The organism is Streptomyces sp. NBC_01485 (assembly GCF_036227125.1).
Classification (GTDB): domain Bacteria; phylum Actinomycetota; class Actinomycetes; order Streptomycetales; family Streptomycetaceae; genus Streptomyces.
Window position 1 is genome coordinate 3,784,040 of record NZ_CP109435.1, and the last position, 17,303, is coordinate 3,801,342.

18 protein-coding genes and 2 pseudogenes are annotated in these 17,303 nt (G+C 71.5%); 13 read left to right on the plus strand and 7 right to left on the minus strand.

Annotation, left to right across the window (positions count from 1 at the left end; genetic code table 11):
• Positions 1–46: 46 nt before the first annotated feature.
• The 4 genes from OG352_RS39985 to OG352_RS17320 are packed head-to-tail and all read left to right on the plus strand — an operon-like array spanning position 47 to position 2,680.
• A complete protein-coding gene (locus OG352_RS39985; protein ID WP_443072293.1) occupies positions 47–613 on the plus strand; it encodes a hypothetical protein in 567 nt (188 codons plus the stop codon).
• Positions 610–1,716 carry a transcriptional regulator gene (locus OG352_RS17310; protein WP_329217962.1) on the plus strand — a complete coding sequence of 369 codons (1,107 nt, stop codon included), beginning with the start codon at positions 610–612 and terminating at the stop codon, positions 1,714–1,716. Before OG352_RS39985 ends, OG352_RS17310 begins: the two co-directional genes overlap by 4 nt.
• 34 nt (positions 1,717–1,750) lie before the next feature.
• Complete coding sequence (locus tag OG352_RS17315; RefSeq protein ID WP_329217964.1) at positions 1,751–2,284, plus strand: roadblock/LC7 domain-containing protein; 534 nt, start codon at positions 1,751–1,753, stop codon at positions 2,282–2,284.
• 21 nt (positions 2,285–2,305) lie between these two features.
• A complete protein-coding gene (locus OG352_RS17320; protein ID WP_329217965.1) occupies positions 2,306–2,680 on the plus strand; it encodes a hypothetical protein in 375 nt (124 codons plus the stop codon).
• Between the two features lie 49 nt (positions 2,681–2,729).
• Here the strand turns inward: OG352_RS17320 and OG352_RS17325 are convergent, their stop codons facing one another.
• From OG352_RS17325 to OG352_RS17335, 3 genes are all read right to left on the minus strand, one after another.
• Positions 2,730–3,314 carry a hypothetical protein gene (locus OG352_RS17325; protein WP_329217966.1) on the minus strand — a complete coding sequence of 195 codons (585 nt, stop codon included), beginning with the start codon at positions 3,312–3,314 and terminating at the stop codon, positions 2,730–2,732.
• 131 nt (positions 3,315–3,445) lie between these two features.
• Positions 3,446–4,453, minus strand: a complete 1,008-nt coding sequence (locus tag OG352_RS17330; RefSeq protein WP_329217967.1) for a MurR/RpiR family transcriptional regulator — start codon at positions 4,451–4,453, stop codon at positions 3,446–3,448.
• Positions 4,428–5,957 carry an aromatic amino acid ammonia-lyase gene (locus OG352_RS17335; protein ID WP_329217968.1) on the minus strand — a complete coding sequence of 510 codons (1,530 nt, stop codon included), beginning with the start codon at positions 5,955–5,957 and terminating at the stop codon, positions 4,428–4,430. Before OG352_RS17335 ends, OG352_RS17330 begins: the two co-directional genes overlap by 26 nt.
• A gap of 142 nt (positions 5,958–6,099) precedes the next feature.
• On the opposite strand from OG352_RS17335, the gene OG352_RS17340 reads away from it, so the two are divergent.
• The 5 genes from OG352_RS17340 (at position 6,100) to OG352_RS17360 (ending at position 9,979) form a co-directional block, all read left to right on the plus strand.
• Positions 6,100–7,158 (plus strand): ABC transporter ATP-binding protein, encoded by a 1,059-nt coding sequence (locus OG352_RS17340; protein WP_329217969.1) that lies wholly within the window; start codon positions 6,100–6,102, stop codon positions 7,156–7,158.
• A complete protein-coding gene (locus tag OG352_RS17345; protein WP_329217970.1) occupies positions 7,155–7,796 on the plus strand; it encodes an ABC transporter permease in 642 nt (213 codons plus the stop codon). The genes OG352_RS17340 and OG352_RS17345 overlap by 4 nt, the downstream gene beginning before the upstream one ends.
• Positions 7,796–8,503 carry an ABC transporter permease gene (locus OG352_RS17350; RefSeq protein ID WP_329223870.1) on the plus strand — a complete coding sequence of 236 codons (708 nt, stop codon included), beginning with the start codon at positions 7,796–7,798 and terminating at the stop codon, positions 8,501–8,503. The genes OG352_RS17345 and OG352_RS17350 overlap by 1 nt, the downstream gene beginning before the upstream one ends.
• Positions 8,504–8,514: 11 nt before the next feature.
• On the plus strand, positions 8,515–9,447 hold the full coding sequence (locus OG352_RS17355; RefSeq protein WP_329217971.1) for an ABC transporter substrate-binding protein: 933 nt from the start codon (positions 8,515–8,517) through the stop codon (positions 9,445–9,447).
• A gap of 94 nt (positions 9,448–9,541) precedes the next feature.
• Positions 9,542–9,979, plus strand: a complete 438-nt coding sequence (locus OG352_RS17360; protein ID WP_329223871.1) for a hypothetical protein — start codon at positions 9,542–9,544, stop codon at positions 9,977–9,979.
• Between the two features lie 55 nt (positions 9,980–10,034).
• On the opposite strand, the gene OG352_RS17365 is transcribed toward OG352_RS17360, so the two are convergent.
• Positions 10,035–10,820, minus strand: a complete 786-nt coding sequence (locus OG352_RS17365; protein ID WP_329217972.1) for an SDR family oxidoreductase — start codon at positions 10,818–10,820, stop codon at positions 10,035–10,037.
• A gap of 158 nt (positions 10,821–10,978) precedes the next feature.
• Between OG352_RS17365 and OG352_RS17370 the strand changes: the two genes are divergently transcribed.
• Positions 10,979–11,815 carry a helix-turn-helix transcriptional regulator gene (locus OG352_RS17370; RefSeq protein ID WP_329217973.1) on the plus strand — a complete coding sequence of 279 codons (837 nt, stop codon included), beginning with the start codon at positions 10,979–10,981 and terminating at the stop codon, positions 11,813–11,815.
• Between the two features lie 416 nt (positions 11,816–12,231).
• Here OG352_RS17370 and OG352_RS17375 read toward each other — a convergent pair.
• Positions 12,232–12,402: pseudogene (locus OG352_RS17375) on the minus strand (CBS domain-containing protein); the annotation flags it as partial.
• Positions 12,403–12,915: 513 nt separating this feature from the next.
• On the opposite strand from OG352_RS17375, the gene OG352_RS17380 reads away from it, so the two are divergent.
• Positions 12,916–13,407 carry a hypothetical protein gene (locus tag OG352_RS17380; protein WP_329217974.1) on the plus strand — a complete coding sequence of 164 codons (492 nt, stop codon included), beginning with the start codon at positions 12,916–12,918 and terminating at the stop codon, positions 13,405–13,407.
• 85 nt (positions 13,408–13,492) lie between these two features.
• Positions 13,493–14,159 (plus strand): annotated as a pseudogene (locus OG352_RS17385) (class I SAM-dependent DNA methyltransferase).
• Between the two features lie 338 nt (positions 14,160–14,497).
• Here the strand turns inward: OG352_RS17385 and OG352_RS17390 are convergent.
• Positions 14,498–14,647 carry a hypothetical protein gene (locus tag OG352_RS17390; RefSeq protein WP_329217975.1) on the minus strand — a complete coding sequence of 50 codons (150 nt, stop codon included), beginning with the start codon at positions 14,645–14,647 and terminating at the stop codon, positions 14,498–14,500.
• Positions 14,648–14,688: 41 nt separating this feature from the next.
• A complete protein-coding gene (locus OG352_RS17395) occupies positions 14,689–16,077 on the minus strand; it encodes a cystathionine beta-synthase (RefSeq protein ID WP_329217976.1) in 1,389 nt (462 codons plus the stop codon).
• A gap of 157 nt (positions 16,078–16,234) precedes the next feature.
• Here OG352_RS17395 and OG352_RS17400 point away from each other — a divergent pair, with 157 nt between their 5' ends.
• Positions 16,235–17,263, plus strand: coding sequence for an SGNH/GDSL hydrolase family protein (locus OG352_RS17400; RefSeq protein WP_329217977.1), 1,029 nt, complete (start codon positions 16,235–16,237; stop codon positions 17,261–17,263).
• Positions 17,264–17,303 lie beyond the last annotated feature (40 nt).

Sequence of the window (17,303 nt, forward strand, 5' to 3'; positions counted from 1 at the left end):
GCGTCTCCATCACTCAGCCGAACCGCAGGCAGGAGGGGAGCCAACGGTGCCCGGAATCGACGAGTGTCTACTGGAGGCCATGCGGCTGCCCGGTGCCCGGGGCGCGGCCCTGGTCGACTGGACGAGCGGGCTGGCCCTGGGCTCGGTCGGGGAGTTCCCCGGCGGCGACCACGAGGCGGCTGCCGCCGAGGCCGCGGAGGTCGCCCGCCTCACGGCGGAGCAACGGTCCTTCACACCCGACGGCCATGCCACCCACGGCGACGAGGGGGACGGGCGGGTCCTGCGGGATGGGCAAGCCGTGGGGGGCGAGGGGGACGGGGGTGGGGGTGGGGAGGGCGCCGGACACGGGGCCGGCCCCGGTCCTGGTCCCACCCCCATTCCCACGCCCGGCCCCGGGCCCAGCCCCGGCCCCGGCCCCGACCTCGGTCTAGCCGATCCTCCCCTCGAAGACCTGATCATCAGCAACCGGGACAGCTACCACGTGCTCCGCTTCGTGCCGACGTCCTTCGACAGCAGCGTGTTCCTGCACGTGTGGCTGGCCCGGCCGGACGGCAATCTCGCGCTGGCCCGGATCCGGCTCGGTGAGATGGCCGAACGGCTGGTGCTGGGATGACCGCGGTGAGAACGACCCCGCCCGGCACCACCCCGCCGCCCCGGCTGCCGGTGCGGGAGAAGTCGGCGGCCCGGGAGCGCGGCGGCGGACTGTCGCCGATGCTGACCCGGCTGGCGGCCGAGCGGGCGACCGGTGTCCTGGAGCGCGAGCGCGGCTCGCTCTACCTCGCCGAGGGCCGCGTGGTGCACGCGGAGAGCCCCCTCGCCCCCGGCCTCGACGTCCTGCTCCTGGCCCACGGCACGCTCGCCCCGGCCGTCTGGCAGGACGCGGTGGACCGGGCCGACGAGGAGTACGGCGCCGCCCGGCTGCTGCTCGACGCGGGCCGGGTCCCGCGCGGGGCGCTGGAACTGTGCCACCTGGAGGCGGTGTTCGACGCGGCGTACTTCGCGCTCACCCCCAGCAGCACCCCGGGCCACTTCCGGTACGGCGCCGGGCACTGGCTCGGCACCCTCAGACCGGTCCAGGTCGACGTGGTCGAGCGCGAGACGCTGCGCCGCCGTGCGCTGCTGCACCGGCTGTGGCCGGACCCGTTGACCGACGGGGCGCCGTTGCGGCGGGCCGAGACCGTCGCCGCGCCGGCGCCGACCGCCCGGCAGAGCGCGGTACTGGCCCTGGTGGACGGCGTGCGCACCGCGACGGACATAGCCCGCGAGCTGGGGCGGCAGGCCTTCCACACCCTGGTGGACGTCCGGCGTCTGGCGGCGGCGGGCCTGCTCACCGCCCTCTTCCCGCCACCCCGCCCTCACCACCCACCCCACCCGCCTCACTCACCGACGGCACCCCATCTCCACCCCCAGGCCCAGGCCCAGGCCTATCCTCCCCAGGCCTATCCCCAGTCCCCGGCCCAGTCCCCGGCCCAATCCCCATCCCCGTCCCCATCCCATCAAGAGCCCCACCTTCATCCCCACGCCCATGTCCACCCCAACACCGACCCTTCTGCCCACCCCCGTCCCCATCCCGCACTCCCCACCGTCACCGCCACCAACCCCGCCACCAACCCCGTCCCCGTCCCCGACCCCCCGCCGGGCATCACCCTGCCCCGCGTCAACGACCCCGACATCACCCTGCTGAAGAGGCTCAGGGATGCGCTGGAGGCCCTTTGAACGGCAGCGACCGCGCGCCGAAAGGAGCGAGCTGATGGCGTCCGAGCCCGAGATCCTCGACGAACTCCGGCGACTGCGGGCCCGGGTGCCGCAGTTGACCGGCGCGCTCGCGGCGGGCGTGGACGGTCTCGTCCTCGCCCACGACACACCCGGTGTGGAGCCGGAGGTGGTGGCCGCGCTGACCGCCGCCGCCCTCGGCGTCGCGGTGCGGATGGCGGACACGACCGGCCAGGGCGACTTCCGCGAGCTGCTGGTGCGCGGCCGGTACGGCTACGTCGCGACGTACGCGGCCGGCGAGAGCGCCGTACTCACCCTGCTCGCGCAGGACCGCGTCAACGTCGGCCGGCTCCACCTGGAGGGCCGCCGGGCCGGCGCCCGGATCGGGGAGCTGGTCGACGCGCTGGAGGCGAAGGCGCGGGAGGCGCGGACCGCCCCCGCCAAACCGCCGGCGAGGACACCCGCGAACGCGAAGGCGCCCGTGCGGACGCCCGCCAAGACACCCACCGTACGGACCAGATCGGCGCGCGGCCCGGCCACCACCAACGCGCGCACCACCACGGAAAGCTGACAGGAACCGAGGAGCACAGTCATGGCCAATACCGAAACCACCCTGAAAGAGGCGCTGGCCTCCATCGAGGGCGCGACCGGAGTCGCGCTCGTCGACTACACCAGCGGCATGGCGCTGGGCACGATGGGCGGCAGCAAGGGCTTCGACCTGAACGTCGCCGCCGCCGGCAACACCGACGTGGTGCGCGCCAAGATGCGCACCATGGAGCACCTCGGGCTGAAGGCCGAGATCGAGGACATCCTGATCACCCTGTCCGACCAGTACCACCTGCTGCGGCTGATCAGCGGCCGCGGCGGCAACGGGCTCTTCCTCTACCTCGTGCTGGACGCGAAGCGGGCCAACCTGGCGATGGCCCGCCACCAGCTGAAGCGGATCGAGGAGGACCTGGAGGTCTAGAACAGGTCTGGACCAGGTCTGGAACTGGTCCAGAACCCCGCAGGACCGGTCAGACCAGCGCCGCGCTGTGGCGGCGCGCTCCGCCCGGGGCCGCGTCGCCCGCCGCGATGCCGGTGCTGCGGTACGCCTTGACGGCCTTGCCGGACGGGCGTCCGCCGCGCCGGTCCAGCCAGTCGACGCGCACCCACAGCAGCGCGTCCTCGTCCCGCTCGCGCCGCCCGAGCCAGGCGGCCTTCAGCCGCAGCCCGGTCCCGTAGCCGGCGAGCAGCATGCCGCCGGCCGCGGGCACCGCGAAGGCGCTGCCCAGCGCGGCCAGGAAGGCGAGGAGCAGCCACCAGCGGTGGCCGCGCCGCCAGGTGCGGACGGTCACCGCCCGGTCCTGGAGCACATCGTGTTTGCCGGCCCGGGCGGCGCCGTGCCCGAGTTCCCGGTAGCGCCGTCGGTCGCGCCACGCCACCGCGGCGACGGCCACGACGAACAGCGCGGCCCCGGCGAGGACCCCGATCCGCCGCCCCGTGAGTCCGGGCACCAGCACCCCGACCCCCGCCGCGAACACCCCGCACCACCACAACGGCGCGGCCCCGGCCCGTACGACGACGGCCACCCGCGCCAGCCCCTGTCCTCCGCGTGCCACGTCCGCCTCCTGGTCACTCCGGCACAGCCTCGTGAGCGGCCAGCGTAATGAGCGAACGTGAGACAAGCATGAGAGCGGGCCTGCTCCACGAACAAGCCCACTCCACGCTCAGACGTACTGCACGAACAGACCTACTCCACGAACAGCCCCCGGGCCGCCGCCCGCGCGTCGAACTCCTCCAGCCGGGCCTGCGCGTCCGGCAGGTCGTCGCACATCGCCTCCAGCAGCACCCGCCCGAGCAGCATCGGCGCGCACGCCGTGTCGAAGGCGAGCCCGGTGCCGACGGCGGCCGGCAGCAGCAGGTCGGAGACCTTGGCGACCGGCGCGAACGCGGAGTCGGCGACCGTCACCACGCTCAGCCCGGCCTCCCTGGCGTAGCCGAGGGTGTCGACGACCTCGCGCGGATACCGGGGCAGCGCGAAGCAGAGCAGCGCCGAGGCGCCCGCCCGTACGGCGGCGTCGATCCGGTCGTGGACCATCGTGCCGCCCTCGTTCAGCAGCCGTACGTCGGGGTGGACCTTGGCGGCGAAGTAGGCGAAGCCGTACGCCTGGGAGGCGGCGGCGCGCAGGCCGAACACGGGGAGCGGACGCGAGGCGGCCAGCAGCCGGCCCGCCCGCTGCACGGGCCGGGGGTCGGCGAGCAGCTCGGCGAGGTGCTTCAGGTTCTCGATCTCGGCCTCGACGGCCTGCTGGTACTCGTTGTGCGCGGCCGAGCCGGCCGGCTGTTCGGCGGGCGCGACCTCGCGCAGGTGCTTGCGCAGGGCGGGGTAGCCGTCGAAGCCGAGGGCGACCGCGAAGCGGGTCACGGACGGCTGGCTGACCCCGGCGAGTTCGGCCAGCTCCACGCTGGAGAGGAACGGCACGTCGGCGGCGCGCCGCACCATGCTGTGCGCGATACGCCGCTGAGTCGGCGTCAGCCGATGCCCCTCGAACAGCGCCTGCAACCGAGCAGAGGGACTGTCCCCCACGCCAGCCCCCACGCCAGCCCCCACACCGGACACATCCGCACCAGACGCACCAGACGCTCCAGCGCCAGACACATCCGCCCCCCGTACCCCCGCACCCGGCACAGCTGCCCCAGCAGCCCCCGGCGCCCCCGCACCCCGCACGCCCTCACCGATCTCCGTGTCCGCGCTCATTCCCCGTTCCCCTCCAGATGTCCGTGAACCGGTCCAGCAGTCCGGCCGCCGCGTTCACGTCGCCGGTGAGCGGGCGGTCGGCCTGTTCCGCGTCGAGCTCCGCCTCGGCCAGTTCCAGCGCGTCCCAGGCCGGCAGTCCCGGTTCGGGCCGCAGCTCGCGCTGGCGCAGCGCCCGTACGGCGGCGACGAGTTCGCAGCCGACGACGAGACGGTACGCGGCGCAGGCGCGCAGTGTCTGCCGGGCGGCGAGCGAAGCGAAACTGGCCTGTTCCTCGACGCCCCGGGAGAGTACAGCGTGGCCCAGCGAGGCGGGCGCGGAGAAGGCCCGCAGGTCCCCGAGGGCGGCAGCGGCGGCGTATTCGAGGATCATCACGCCGGAGGAGGCGGGCTCGGGGTCGGCGAGGAAGGGGCGCAGCCGGGTGTAGGCGGGCTCGTTCATGGTCGACAGGCGGGACGTGGACAGCCGGGCCACCTGGGTCAGGGCCAGCCTGAAGTGGTCCAGGGCGAGGGCGAGTTGGGCCTGGTAGAAGCCGCCGTGGTGGTAGGCGGCCATGTCCTCGGGGCAGATGAGGGGGTTCTCGGCGGCCGCGTTGATCTCGATGGCGATCACCTCCTCCAGCGCGTCGGCGGCGTCGTGCGCGGGGCCGTGGATCTGGGGCAGGCAGCGGAATCCGTACGGGTCCTGGATACGGCCCAGGGGCGGCGTCGGCCGGTCCTCGGCGCCGATCAACTCCCGCATGCGGCGGGCGACTTCGGCGGAGCCGCGGTGCGGGCGGGCGGCGTGCACGGGGGCGGCGTACGCCTCGTGCGAGCCGTCGACGGCGAGCAGGGAGAGCGCGCCGACGACCTGGGTGGCCTCCAGCAGCCCGCGCAGTTCGTGCAGGGCGAGGGCGGCCTGGCCGAGGGTGAGGGCGTTGCTGCTGATGAGCGCGAGGGCGTCGTTGTTGTCGAGCTGCTGCGGCTCGGGCGCTCCCGTGCCGCGCCAGGGGTGCTCCCCCACCAGCGCGAGCCCGACCTGCGCCAGCGCCGCCAGGTCGCCCGTTCCGACCGAGCCGAACTCGTTGACGACCGGATGGGCGCCGCTCTCCAGCGCCTCGCACAGCGCGGTGACGACGCTGGGCCGCAGCCCCGCGCCGCCGGCGAGCAACTGGTTGGCGCGGACCGCGAGCATCGCGCGGACCTGCCGGGCGGGCAGTTCCTCGCCGATGGCGCCGGCGTGGCTGCGCAGCAGGCGCAGTCCGTGCTCGGCGGCGGCGTCGGTGGGCACGTCCTCGTTCCGGTTGGCGCCGACGCCGGTGGAGCGGCCGTAGACGCGGCCGGTGGCGGCGATCTGGCGGGCGGCGTCCCAGGTCTCGGTCATCCGCTTGGTCGCGTCGGTGCCGGGGACCGGGCGGGCGGTCCCGTCGGCGAGGCGCGCGACGTCCGCGACGCCGAGGGCGATCCCGTCGAGGACGACGAGACCGGGGCCGGCCCCGGGAATGGCGTCCACGATCCGAGATGACATAAGGCCACAAACTCCCCTCAATCCGGACACCTGATCTTGCCTGCCGGTCATCCGTTACGTCGGATTAACACCGGACCGTTGACAAGTTATTCATCTACAGAGAACTCTGCATGACGTTATACAGCCGGGCAAGGGACAACTCATGATCCAGTTCGACGCGGTCCACAAGCGCTTCCCCAACGGCACGACGGCAGTCCACGATCTCTCCCTCCGGATGCCGGAGGGCGGCGTGACCGTGCTGGTCGGTTCCTCCGGTTGCGGCAAGACGACCACCCTGCGGATGATCAACCGGATGGTCGACCCGACCTCCGGCACCATCCAGGTCGGCGGCAAGGACGTCACCCGCCAGGACGCGGCCGAGCTGCGCCGCTCCATCGGGTACGTCATCCAGCAGTCGGGCCTCTTCCCGCACCGCACGGTGCTCGACAACATCGCCACCGTGCCGCTGCTGCTGGGCCACGGCCGCCGCAGGGCCCGTGCCCGCGCCGCCGAGCTGCTGGAGACCGTCGGCCTGTCCGCCGACTCCGGCAAGCGCTACCCGCACCAGCTCTCCGGCGGCCAGCAGCAGCGCGTCGGCGTGGCCCGCGCGCTCGCCGCCGACCCGCCGGTGCTCCTGATGGACGAGCCGTTCGGCGCGGTCGACCCGGTGGTGCGCACCCAGCTCCAGGACGAACTGCTCAGGCTCCAGAAGGAGTTGAACAAGACCATCGTCTTCGTCACGCACGACATCGACGAGGCCGTCCGGCTGGGTGACCAGATCGCCGTGTTCCGCACCGGCGGCCACCTGGTGCAGTGCGCGGCGCCCGCCGAGCTCCTCGCCCGCCCCGCCGACGACTTCGTGGCCGACTTCCTCGGTGCCGAGCGCGGTCTGAAGCTGCTCTCGCTGAAGACCCTCGCGGCCGTCCCGCAGGGCCCGGCCCCCGAGGGCGGCGCCTGGACCCTGACGCTCGACGAGGCCCGCAGGCCGCTGCGCTGGACATCCCCGTCCCAGGGCGCCGACGTCCCCGTCCGCCCCCTCAAGGACACCGACTCGCTCCTCGCGGCGCTCGACGAGTCGGTCGCCTCCCCCACCGGACTGGTCGTCCGCGTCGACGCCGACGGCGTCCTCACCGGCGTCACCTCCCGCGACGACATCCACACCCACGCCGGCCAGGCGCACACCGAGGCACGGGCCCACACCGACGCCGGGGTGGCCGCATGACCATCGACTGGTCCTGGATATCCGGCCACACCGACGACCTGACCACCCTCACGATCTCCCATCTCCAGGCCGCCCTCACCGCCGTCCTCCTCGGGCTGCTGATCAGCCTCCCGCTCGCGGTGATCGCCCACCGGGTCCGCCCCCTGCGCGGCTTCCTGCTCGGCCTGTCGAACGTGCTCTTCACGATCCCGTCGATCGCGATCTTCGTACTGCTGCTGCCGATCAGCGGCCTGACCCGCACCACGACCGTCATCGGCCTGACCGTCTACACCCTGGTCGTGCTGCTGCGGAACACGGTCGAGGGCCTCGACTCGGTGCCCGCGAAGACCAAGGAGGCGGCCAAGGCGATGGGCACGCGCCCCCTGCGCACGCTCCTCACCGTCGAGCTGCCGCTCGCGCTCCCCGTGATCATGGCGGGCGTGCGGATCGCGACGGTCATGTCGATCTCCCTGGTCTCCGTCGCCACCTACATCGGCGACGGCGGCCTCGGCCAGCTCTTCACCGACGGCTTCCAGCGCGACTTCCCGACCCCGGTGATCGCGGGCGTGGTCCTCACGATCCTCCTCGCGGTCGTCGCGGACGCGGCCCTGGTCGGCGTCCAGTACGTCCTGACCCCGTGGAAGAGGCGGCGAGCCTGATGTTCGAACTGTTCAAGAACCTCGGCGGCTGGCTGACCAGCGGCGCCCAGTGGGCCGGCCCGGACGGCATCGCCCACCGCCTCGCCGAACACCTCCAGTACTCGCTGCTGGCGACCCTCATCGCGGCCGCGATCGGCCTCCCCCTCGGGCTGCTGATCGGCCACACCGGCAAGGGCGCGTTCATCGCGATCAACCTGGCCTCCTTCGGCCGGGCGCTGCCCACCGTCGGCCTGGTGGTGCTGGTCTTCCTGGCCGGCGGCCTGTCGATGCTGCCGGTCTACGTCGCGCTCGTCGCCCTCGCGGTCCCGTCGATCGTCACCAACACCTACGCGGGCATGACGGCCGTCGACCCGGACGTGAAGGACGCGGCGCGCGGCCAGGGCATGCGCGGCCACCAGGTCCTGTTCCAGGTCGAGCTGCCCCTCGCGCTGCCCCTGATCATGACGGGCCTGCGGCTCGCGCTGATCCAGGTCGTCGCCACGGCCACGATCGCCGCGTACGTCTCCTTCGGCGGCCTCGGCCGCTACGTCTTCGACGGCCTCGCCCAGCGCGACCTCGTCCAGGTGCTCGGCGGCGCGGCCCTGGTCGCCGCCGTCGCCATCGCCCTGGACCTGGCGCTCTCCGGCCTGCAGCGCCTCCTCTTCCTCCCCCACTCTCGGCTTCGCTCGAGCGGGGGGACCCCCATCCGCCCCGCACAGACCGCCTAGGGAACAGCGAAATGAACCGACGCACGATCCTCGGCGGCCTGTTCGCGGCCGCGACCGTCCCTGCCCTGACCGCCTGCGCGAGCGGCATCACCTCCCTCGACAACGAGGGCACCGCCGCCGGAGGGGGTGGCTCCAGCAAGGACGGGGTCACCATCGGCACCGCCAACTTCACCGAGAACCAGGTGCTGGGCTACCTCTACGCGGCCGTCCTCGAAGCGGCCGGCGTGAAGGTGAAGGTCCGCCCCAACCTCGGCACCCGCGAGATCGTCTTCCCCGCCCTCAAGAGCGGTGACATCGACCTCCTGCCCGAGTACCAGGGCGCACTCCTCACCTACCTCGACCCCAAGGCGGCGGCGACGGAGGAGGGCGAGATGCAGAACGACCTCACCATCGCCCTGCCCGCCGGCCTCCAGGTCCTGTCGTACGGCATGGCCGAGGACGCGGACGCCTTCGCGGTCACCCGGGAGACGGCGAAGAAATACGGCCTGACCTCCCTCGCCGACCTCGCGAAACTCAACGGCAAGCTGGTCATCGGCGCCGCCCCCGAGGTCAAGACGCGCCGCGTCGGCGTGGTCGGCCTCAAGGACGTCTACGGCGTCGAGTTCAAGGAGTTCAAGTCCCTCGACTCCTCCGGTCCGCTGGTCAAGGCCGCGCTGAAGAAGGGCGACGTGGACGTGGCGAACCTCTTCACCACCGACACCGACATCCTGGACAACGGCTGGGTGGTCCTCGCCGACCCCAAGAACCTCGTCCCGGGCCAGCACATCGTCCCGCTCATCGCCGACCGCAGGGCCGACTCCACCGTCCGCAAGGCCCTCGCGAAGCTCGGCAACATCCTCACCACCGAGCAGCTCACCGAGCTCAACCGCCAGGTGGACAAGGACAAGAAGGACCCGGAGGACGTGGCGAACACGTACGCGAAGCAGCACGGACTGGCGAAATAGGCCCCCGCCCCCACACATACAGGGGGGCTGTCCCCAGTGCGGCGGGGGCCCCCGCTCCCTAGCCTTGGTGTCCATGACGGGATGGGAGACGGCCATGGACGCGCGGGACACGGACACGGACCTGAAGAAAGAACTCGACGCCACCCTGCAGACCCGCAGGGAGCTGGGCGAGGAGTACGAGTCCGCGCTCGTGGACTCGTTCCTGGAGAAGGTCGACCAGCGGATCGACGGCGCGGTGGAGCGGCGGGTGCGGCGGCAGTTCGCCGAGCAGCAGACGGTGACGGCTCGGGGCACTCGCGGCCCCAGGCCCACCGACTCCTGGGGCGACCGCTTCGGCTTCGCCATCGTCTCGCTGATCCTGGCGATCCCGCTGTCGGCGATCGGCGGCGCGTTCGCCGACTTCTCGGGCGTGCTCGTCACCTGGGTCGGCATCGTCGGCGTGAACTGCGTCCAGGCCGCCCGCACCAACCCCGAGCTGTTCACCGCCAGACGCAGCCGCCCCACCGCCAAGGCCGACGACTGGAAAGACTGACCGGCCCACCGACTCACCGGGCTGTCCGACCGACCGCCCCGGAAAGGGCTCGGCCTCACGCCTGCCGGGTCGGCAGCACCATGATCTGCCGCAGGTTGACGTGCCGGGGGCGGCTGGTGGCGTAGGCGACGACGTCGGCGATCTCGGCCGCGGACAGCACGCCTAACTCGGCGAACATGCCGTCCAGTCGTCCGGTCAGCTCGGCGTTGTCGAGGTGCGTCGCCAGCTCGGTCTCCGTCAGCCCCGGCTCGACGTTGGTGACCCGCACGTCCCGGGGCCCGAACTCGGTGCGCAGGGACTGGGAGAGGTGGGTGAGCGCCGCCTTGGTCGCGCTGTACACCGCGAAGTGCGGGAGCGTGAGGTGCGCGCCGACGGACGAGACGTTCACCAGGTCGGCGGCGTGCCCTTCGGCGGCGGCGCCCAGCAGGTCCCCGGTGAAGGCGCGGATCACCCGCAGCACTCCGGTGACGTTGGTGTCGATCATCCGCTGCCACTCGTCGATCCGGCCGTCGTCGACCGGGTTCGCCAGCATCACGCCGGCGTTGTTGACGACGAGGTCGACGTTCCCGTAGGCGGCGCGGATCCGGGCGGCCGCCGCGTCCACCGACGCGCCGTCGGTCACGTCGGCGACGACCGCGAGGGCCTCGCCCCCGTCGGCGCGGATCTTCTCGACGACCGCCTCCAGCCGGTCCCCGCGCCGGGCCAGCAGCGCGACCCGGGCCCCCGAGGCGGCGAGCAGCACGGCCACGGCCTCCCCGATCCCACTGGCGGCCCCGGTGACGACGGCGGTCCGCCCGGCAAGGCCCGCGTACTGGTTCCCGTACTGGTTCTCGTAGGACATGGATGGCTCCTGGGAAGTGGTGAAGGTGAGCCGGGGCGACTCCCCGGCCTGCGACCCGCACCACTCTCATCTCCCCCGCCCCCGCTACCCAGGGATGCGCTTTTCCTGGGTCTGCCAGTACCAGGTTGCGAGCGCCGCGCTCCCCTACGATCGACCCCATGGACGGGGATCTCGGAGACTTCCTGCGCTCGCGCCGTGCCCGCATCCGGCCCGAGGAGGTCGGACTGCCCTCGTACGGACGCCGGCGTGTGCCGGGTCTGCGGCGCGAGGAGGTGGCGCAGCTCGCCGGAGTGAGCGTCGACTACTACATCCGCCTGGAACAGGGCAGGGGCCCGAGCGTCAGCGACACGGTGCTGGACGCCGTAGCGCGCGTCCTGCGCCTGGACGAGACGGAACACGCCTACCTGCACGCCGTCGCCCGCCCCCGCAAGCCGTCCGCGCGCCCGTCAGCGCCCCGCGTGCGCCCGGGCGTGCAGTTGCTGCTCGACAGCATGGAGCGCACCCCGGCGTTCGTCCTGGACGCCCGGATGGACGTCCTGGCCTGGAACGCACTGGCCGACGCGATCTTCGGCTACGGCAGCGCCACGCCGGACGCCCGCAGCATCCCGCGGCACATCTTCCTCGACCCCGCGGCCCGCGACTTCTACCCGGAGTGGCCCGCGGTGGCCGTCCAGTGCGTCGCCCACCTGCGCATGCTGGCGGGCCATCACCAGAACGACCGCCGTCTCACCTCACTGGTGGGCGAACTCTCCCTCAAGAGCGACCACTTCCGCCGCCTGTGGGCAGACCACCCGGTCCGCGAGTGCGCCTACGGCGCGAAGCGCGTCAACCACCCGGTGGCAGGCCTGCTGACGTTCCCCTACGAAACCCTGACCATCCAGTCGGACACCCCCCAGACCCTCCTGGTCTACACCCCGCAGCCGGGTTCGGAGACAGCGGAGCGACTGCAGTTGCTGGGCAGCTGGAAAGCGACGACGGCCGCCACCAATAATTGAGGAACCACGAGAGCGCCCAGCCACATCCGCGAGAGCGGCGCCGGTTCAGGCGTAAAGGGGGGCTTTGCGCGGGGACCGCCGCACCCCCGTTGCCGGGGGGCGGGACGACGGCGGTCCCCGCGTGGGACGCGTGCCGGGTCAGGCCGGGCTTGCGCGTCCATGGCGTCGGTGGAAGGTCCGGGAGCCGCTCCGGAGGTCCGTGACGCCGTTTTGGTGCCGGTGGGGCGGGGAGCCGCTCCCGCCCTGCCGACATCCACAAATATGCCGGACGCGTGTTAAGCGTGTGCTGCGTGCACGTGACGTGCTCGTACCACTTCCGCGAAGTCCACCTCTTCGGCAGGCAAACGGAAGGTCACCGCCCGGACGGGCCGTTCACCGGAGGTTTCCCGGGGATCACGGCCCTTGACCCTCGGAAGTCACTTCCCGCCCTTGGCCAGGAAGGCCAGCAGGTCCTGACGGCTGACGACGCCCGTGGGCTTGCCCTCGACGAGGACGATCGCCGCGTAGGCGGTGCCGAGCACCTGCATCAGGTCGCCGACCGGCTCACCGGAGCCGACCTGCGGCAGCGGCGCCGACATGTGCTTCTTGTGAGCCAGTGCCTCGGTGAGGACGAGGACCAGAACACGTTGCGGCTCCGGCGCATGGTGGAACGTCACCTCGCCGCGAGTAACCGTCCGATGTCGCGTTCTCAGGCTCACGAGGCGTACGGCTACCTGCGGGACTCGGCCATCTTCGCCAGCACCCTGCTGGACGTGTACCGAAAGGTCAGCGGAGAGCGCGACGAATGACCGACAAGAGGTGGGTCATGGGGCTCTGCTGGCTCTGCCGGAAGTCGGACCAGCCTGTGACGTTCATAGGTCCCGTAACCGTGAATGGTGTCACCGCTCCTGGCTTCGCCTGTAAAGGCTGCTGCGACTGGTCTTGCGCGTACGTCAGCGCGTACACGCGCCAGTTGGACGAACGCCCCGCCTCATAGCTCCCCGTCTGTCCGCTCTCCCCCGTAGCGGACGGGCGGGGTCTCAACACCCGCCCCCGGTCTCCTTAGGACGGTCGGCCGGGGGTGGGTCCAGCACCCTCACAACGAGTAGAAAGGGCACGACATGACGGTAATGCTTGAGGCCCCGGAGGCAACACAGCTCCGGGACCCGAAGGCCATCCTGGACGAGATCGGGGAGGCCGATCCGCACCTGATCCCCGACCCCGGTATCGGCCTGTGGGAGCGCGAAGTGCGGCTTCTCCAGCGTGACACCGTGCGGGTGCGCAGCCTCGCCGAGCGCATCCTCAATCAGGGTGTGGCCTACCTGATCACGGCCATGGAGAAGCCGGGCAACGACATGGGCCCCGGCTTCGAGGTCGACCAGGGCGTACATCAGATCATCCTCGACACCCCGACGTACTTCGCGATCTGCGAGCGGTACAACGAGGGCCGGTACAAGCACCACGCTCCGCTGATCGAGCACCGCCGCGACGGCATCGTGATGCGGACGGCCGAGATCATCCGCCAGAACGGCTTCCCCGTCGACATGGAGCTGTGGTCGGTCGACGCTTCCGACTGCGGTCCGTGCGACGACAAGGTGCCGGACTCCCACTGACGGCCGGCCTCCCCCGGCTACAGTCGCCCCCGCCCTCGAGCAAGGCTCCCCGAGGGCGGGGGTCCCCGCATATCGACTACAAGGAATGCCCGTGCCTGCACAGCATGACTACGCCATGGAAACCGAGGTCTGGGACACCTACGCAGAATCGGCTTTCGAGCCCGACGCCGAGCCCGTTTTCCGGTGGACGCAGTACTAAGGACCACGGCCCCGGCCCGGAAGTACTCGGCAAGCCGCGGAAGACGCTGGAGATCGGATGCGGCACCGGCCGCTCCGTGGCTTACCTCGCCCAGCAGGGCATTGAGGCACACGGCCTCGACCTCTCACCGGTCATGGTGAAGAAGATCAGCGACAAGTGGGCAGATACGGGAGCCGTGTTCCATGAGGGCGAAGTGCTGTCCTACCTGGAGTCAACAGGAGAGACGTACGACGCCGTTTACTCGATCTTCGGGTGCGCCTGGTTCGCAGACCCGGAAGAGCTGTTCCCTCTCGTCTGGGAACGGCTCAATCCGGGCGGAGTGTTCGCCTTTTCCCAACCGCCGGCCATCCCTGGTGCCTACGGTCCGCAGGGCATGTACAAGGGCGGGTTCGCCGGCAGGCCTCTCTACACCTACCGGTACAGCCACAGCACTCGTAAGTGGCGGAACCTGCTCCTGGAGGCGAAGTTCCAGAGGGCCGGGGCGAAGATCATCGACGCCCCCACCGAGGGGTACATCGGGACCCTCTTCGCTGCTGCCGTACGTGCCGAGTGAATGAATGAAACAAGCTGTCGCACCGGTCCGGGGGCGACACAGGGTTCCTGGGCCGAGGAGAACCCCCGTGGCGTCAACATGGGGGTTCTTCTGTTTCCGGCATATGCCAGAGCTACACGGGTACGCGAAGAGTGCCAGCGTTTCAGCGATCTCCCCCCGAACGCTGTGCGCTGGAAGGTTCCCGGTCGCGTCTCCCCCGAGGCGATCGGGACCGCTGTGTGTCTGCACGCGCTACAGGGCCCCCTGTGTGCGATTCCGGACCCTCGCGGGCGCTTCGCGCTGTAGACAGCACAGCGCCCCCGGCCAGAGGGCTCGGGGGCGGCTTGCTGAGGGAGGAGTCAGGCGGCTTCGGCCTGCGGACCGACGTCAGGGTTCAGGACGGTCCAGAGTCCTGCCCAGGTGTCCCGGTCGATGGACGGAAGCAGCGTTTCGAGCCGCTTGTTGACCCACTCGTCCACGGTCGGGCAGGTCTCGATCTTCTTAGCCATGGTTCTCCTCCGCACAGGTCTTGTCCCGCTGGGACGTGCCGTCAGCCGGTGGAGTCGGACAGGAAGGCCAACAGGTCTTGGCGGGTGATCACTCCGGTGGGCTTGCCGTCCACCAGGACCACCGCCGCGTCCCGTCCTTCCAGCACGGACATCATCCGTGCTACCGGTTCTCCCGATCCGACAACCGGCAGTGGCGGGCTCATGTGCTTCTCGATCGGGTCTCCCGACCCGGCGCGATCGGCGAACAGCGCGTGCAAGAGCACTCGTTCGTCCACGGCCCCGATCACTTCGGGGGCCATCACATCGGGATGCCCAGCTCCCTTGGCCACTACCGGCATCTGCGACACCCCGAACTCCCTCAGTACCTCGACTGCGGCCCCAACGGTCTCGGTGGGGTGCATGTGTACGAAGTTCGGGATGCCGCCTCCCTCCTTCTGCTTCAGCACGTCTCCTGCAGTCGGCTCCGTTGCCGTGTCTTCGCTGAACCCATGTTGGCTGATCCACTCGTCGTTGAAGATCTTGCTGAGGTAGCCGCGCCCGCTGTCGGGGAGCAGGACGACCACGACGTCGTCCGGGCCCAGCCGCTCCGCGACCCGCAGCGCCGCCACGACGGCCATCCCGCAGGAGCCGCCGACGAGCAGCCCCTCCTCCTTGGCGAGGCGGCGGGTCATCTGGAAGGAGTCCTTGTCGGACACGGCGACGATCTCGTCCGCGACCGTACGGTCGTAGGCGGTCGGCCAGAAGTCCTCGCCGACGCCCTCGACGAGGTACGGCCGCCCGGACCCGCCCGAGTACACGGACCCCTCGGGGTCGGCGCCGACGACCTGCACCCGGCCCTCGCTGGCGTCCTTCAGGTAGCGGCCGGTACCGGAGATGGTGCCGCCGGTCCCGACGCCCGCCACGAAGTGGGTGATCCTCCCCTCCGTCTGCTCCCACAGCTCGGGGCCGGTGGAGTGGTAGTGGGAGAGGGGGTTGTGGGGGTTGGAGTACTGGTCGGGCTTCCACGCGCCCGGCGTCTCACGGACCAGCCGGTCGGAGACGTTGTAGTACGAGTCCGGGTGCCCGGGGTCCACGGCGGTCGGGCAGACGACGACCTCGGCGCCGTACGCCCGCATCACGTTGATCTTGTCGGTGGACACCTTGTCGGGGCACACGAAGATGCACTTGTACCCCTTCTGCTGCGCCACGATGGCCAGCCCGACCCCGGTGTTGCCGCTGGTCGGCTCAACGATCGTGCCGCCCGGCTTGAGCTCCCCGCTCTCCTCGGCGGCCTCGATCATGCGCAGGGCGATGCGGTCCTTCACGGAGCCGCCCGGGTTGAAGTACTCGACCTTTGCCAGGACGGTCGCCTGGATGCCCTCGGTCACGCTGTTGAGCCTCAGCAGCGGGGTGTTGCCGACGAGGCTGATCATCGAGTCGTGGAATTGCACCGTTGTCTCCGGTTGCTTTCAAAACAGTGGTCCTAGTGGTCGAACCAGCCTACGGGTCGGTCGGGAGGTTCACTCCTGGTGGAGATTGGACGACGGTCCGTACGGGGCAAGGAGTGGGTGTACGGACACGAGGGCACGAGGGAGGTGGCGTCGAGGCATGACGAGCATGTCGAGGGCGAGAGTGGCCCGGCGCATCGCGGCCGGCGCGGCCTATGGCGGCGGCGGCATCGGGCTGGCCGGGGCGGCGGCCGTCGGGCTGGTGGTGGCGGAGGTGCATCTGGCGCGCCGCCAGGTCAACAACGGGGCGCATCCGCACGTCCCGCAGGCGGACGGCCGCTACGGACTCGCCTACGACGCCCCCGGCCCCGGCAAGGAGCCCCTGCGTCTGACGATGCTGGGCGACTCCACGGCGGCCGGCCAGGGCGTCCAGCGCTCCGGACAGACCCCGGGCGCCCTGCTGGCCTCCGGCCTGGCGGCGGTCGCGGAACGCCCCGTGGAACTGCGCAACGTGGCGCTGCCCGGCGCCCAGTCCGACGACCTGGACCGGCAGGTCGCGCTGGTCGTCGGGGGCGTCGACCGGATGCCCGACATCTGCGTGATCATGATCGGCGCGAACGACGTGACCCACCGCATGCCGGCCACCCGCGCGGTCCGCCACCTGTCCGCGGCGGTACGGCGGCTGCGCACGGCCGGCGCGGAGGTCGTCGTCGGCACCTGCCCCGACCTGGGCACGATCGAGCCGGTCCAGCAGCCGCTGCGCTGGCTGGCCCGGCGGGCGTCGCGCCAACTGGCGGCGGCCCAGACGATCGGCGCGGTCGAACAGGGCGGCCGCACGGTGTCCCTGGGCGACCTGCTGGGCCCCGAGTTCGAGGCGAACCCGCGCGCGATGTTCGGCCCCGACCACTACCACCCCTCGGCGGAGGGGTACGCGACGGCGGCGATGGCGGTCCTGCCCACGGTCTGCGCGGCCCTCGGCCTCTGGCCGGCGGACGAGGAACGCCCCGACGTCACCCGCCGCGAGGGCTTCCTCCCGGTGGCCCGAGCAGCGGCGGAAGCGGCCTCGGAACCCGGCACGGAGGTCACGGCGGCGATGCCGACCGGCCCACGGGGCCCATGGGCCCTCCTGAAGCGGAGGCGGCGCCGCCAGGTGACCGAACCGGAGCAGACCAGCCCGTCCGGCGTCTGAGGACAAGGCCCCTTCAGGGCCGACGGGGGTCTGGGGGCGC

Bases quoted from the DNA above. Each gene is read 5' to 3' on its own strand.
- OG352_RS17310 (WP_329217962.1), top strand. From the start codon at position 610: ATGACCGCGGTGAGAACGACCCCGCCCGGCACCACCCCGCCGCCCCGG.
- OG352_RS17315 (WP_329217964.1), top strand. From the start codon at position 1,751: ATGGCGTCCGAGCCCGAGATCCTCGACGAACTCCGGCGACTGCGGGCC.
- OG352_RS17320 (WP_329217965.1), top strand. From the start codon at position 2,306: ATGGCCAATACCGAAACCACCCTGAAAGAGGCGCTGGCCTCCATCGAG.
- OG352_RS17330 (WP_329217967.1), bottom strand. From the start codon at position 4,453: ATGAGCGCGGACACGGAGATCGGTGAGGGCGTGCGGGGTGCGGGGGCG.
- OG352_RS17335 (WP_329217968.1), bottom strand. From the start codon at position 5,957: ATGTCATCTCGGATCGTGGACGCCATTCCCGGGGCCGGCCCCGGTCTC.
- OG352_RS17340 (WP_329217969.1), top strand. From the start codon at position 6,100: ATGATCCAGTTCGACGCGGTCCACAAGCGCTTCCCCAACGGCACGACG.
- OG352_RS17345 (WP_329217970.1), top strand. From the start codon at position 7,155: ATGACCATCGACTGGTCCTGGATATCCGGCCACACCGACGACCTGACC.
- OG352_RS17350 (WP_329223870.1), top strand. From the start codon at position 7,796: ATGTTCGAACTGTTCAAGAACCTCGGCGGCTGGCTGACCAGCGGCGCC.
- OG352_RS17355 (WP_329217971.1), top strand. From the start codon at position 8,515: ATGAACCGACGCACGATCCTCGGCGGCCTGTTCGCGGCCGCGACCGTC.
- OG352_RS17360 (WP_329223871.1), top strand. From the start codon at position 9,542: ATGGACGCGCGGGACACGGACACGGACCTGAAGAAAGAACTCGACGCC.
- OG352_RS17365 (WP_329217972.1), bottom strand. From the start codon at position 10,820: ATGTCCTACGAGAACCAGTACGGGAACCAGTACGCGGGCCTTGCCGGG.
- OG352_RS17370 (WP_329217973.1), top strand. From the start codon at position 10,979: ATGGACGGGGATCTCGGAGACTTCCTGCGCTCGCGCCGTGCCCGCATC.
- OG352_RS17380 (WP_329217974.1), top strand. From the start codon at position 12,916: ATGACGGTAATGCTTGAGGCCCCGGAGGCAACACAGCTCCGGGACCCG.
- OG352_RS17390 (WP_329217975.1), bottom strand. From the start codon at position 14,647: ATGGCTAAGAAGATCGAGACCTGCCCGACCGTGGACGAGTGGGTCAAC.
- OG352_RS17400 (WP_329217977.1), top strand. From the start codon at position 16,235: ATGACGAGCATGTCGAGGGCGAGAGTGGCCCGGCGCATCGCGGCCGGC.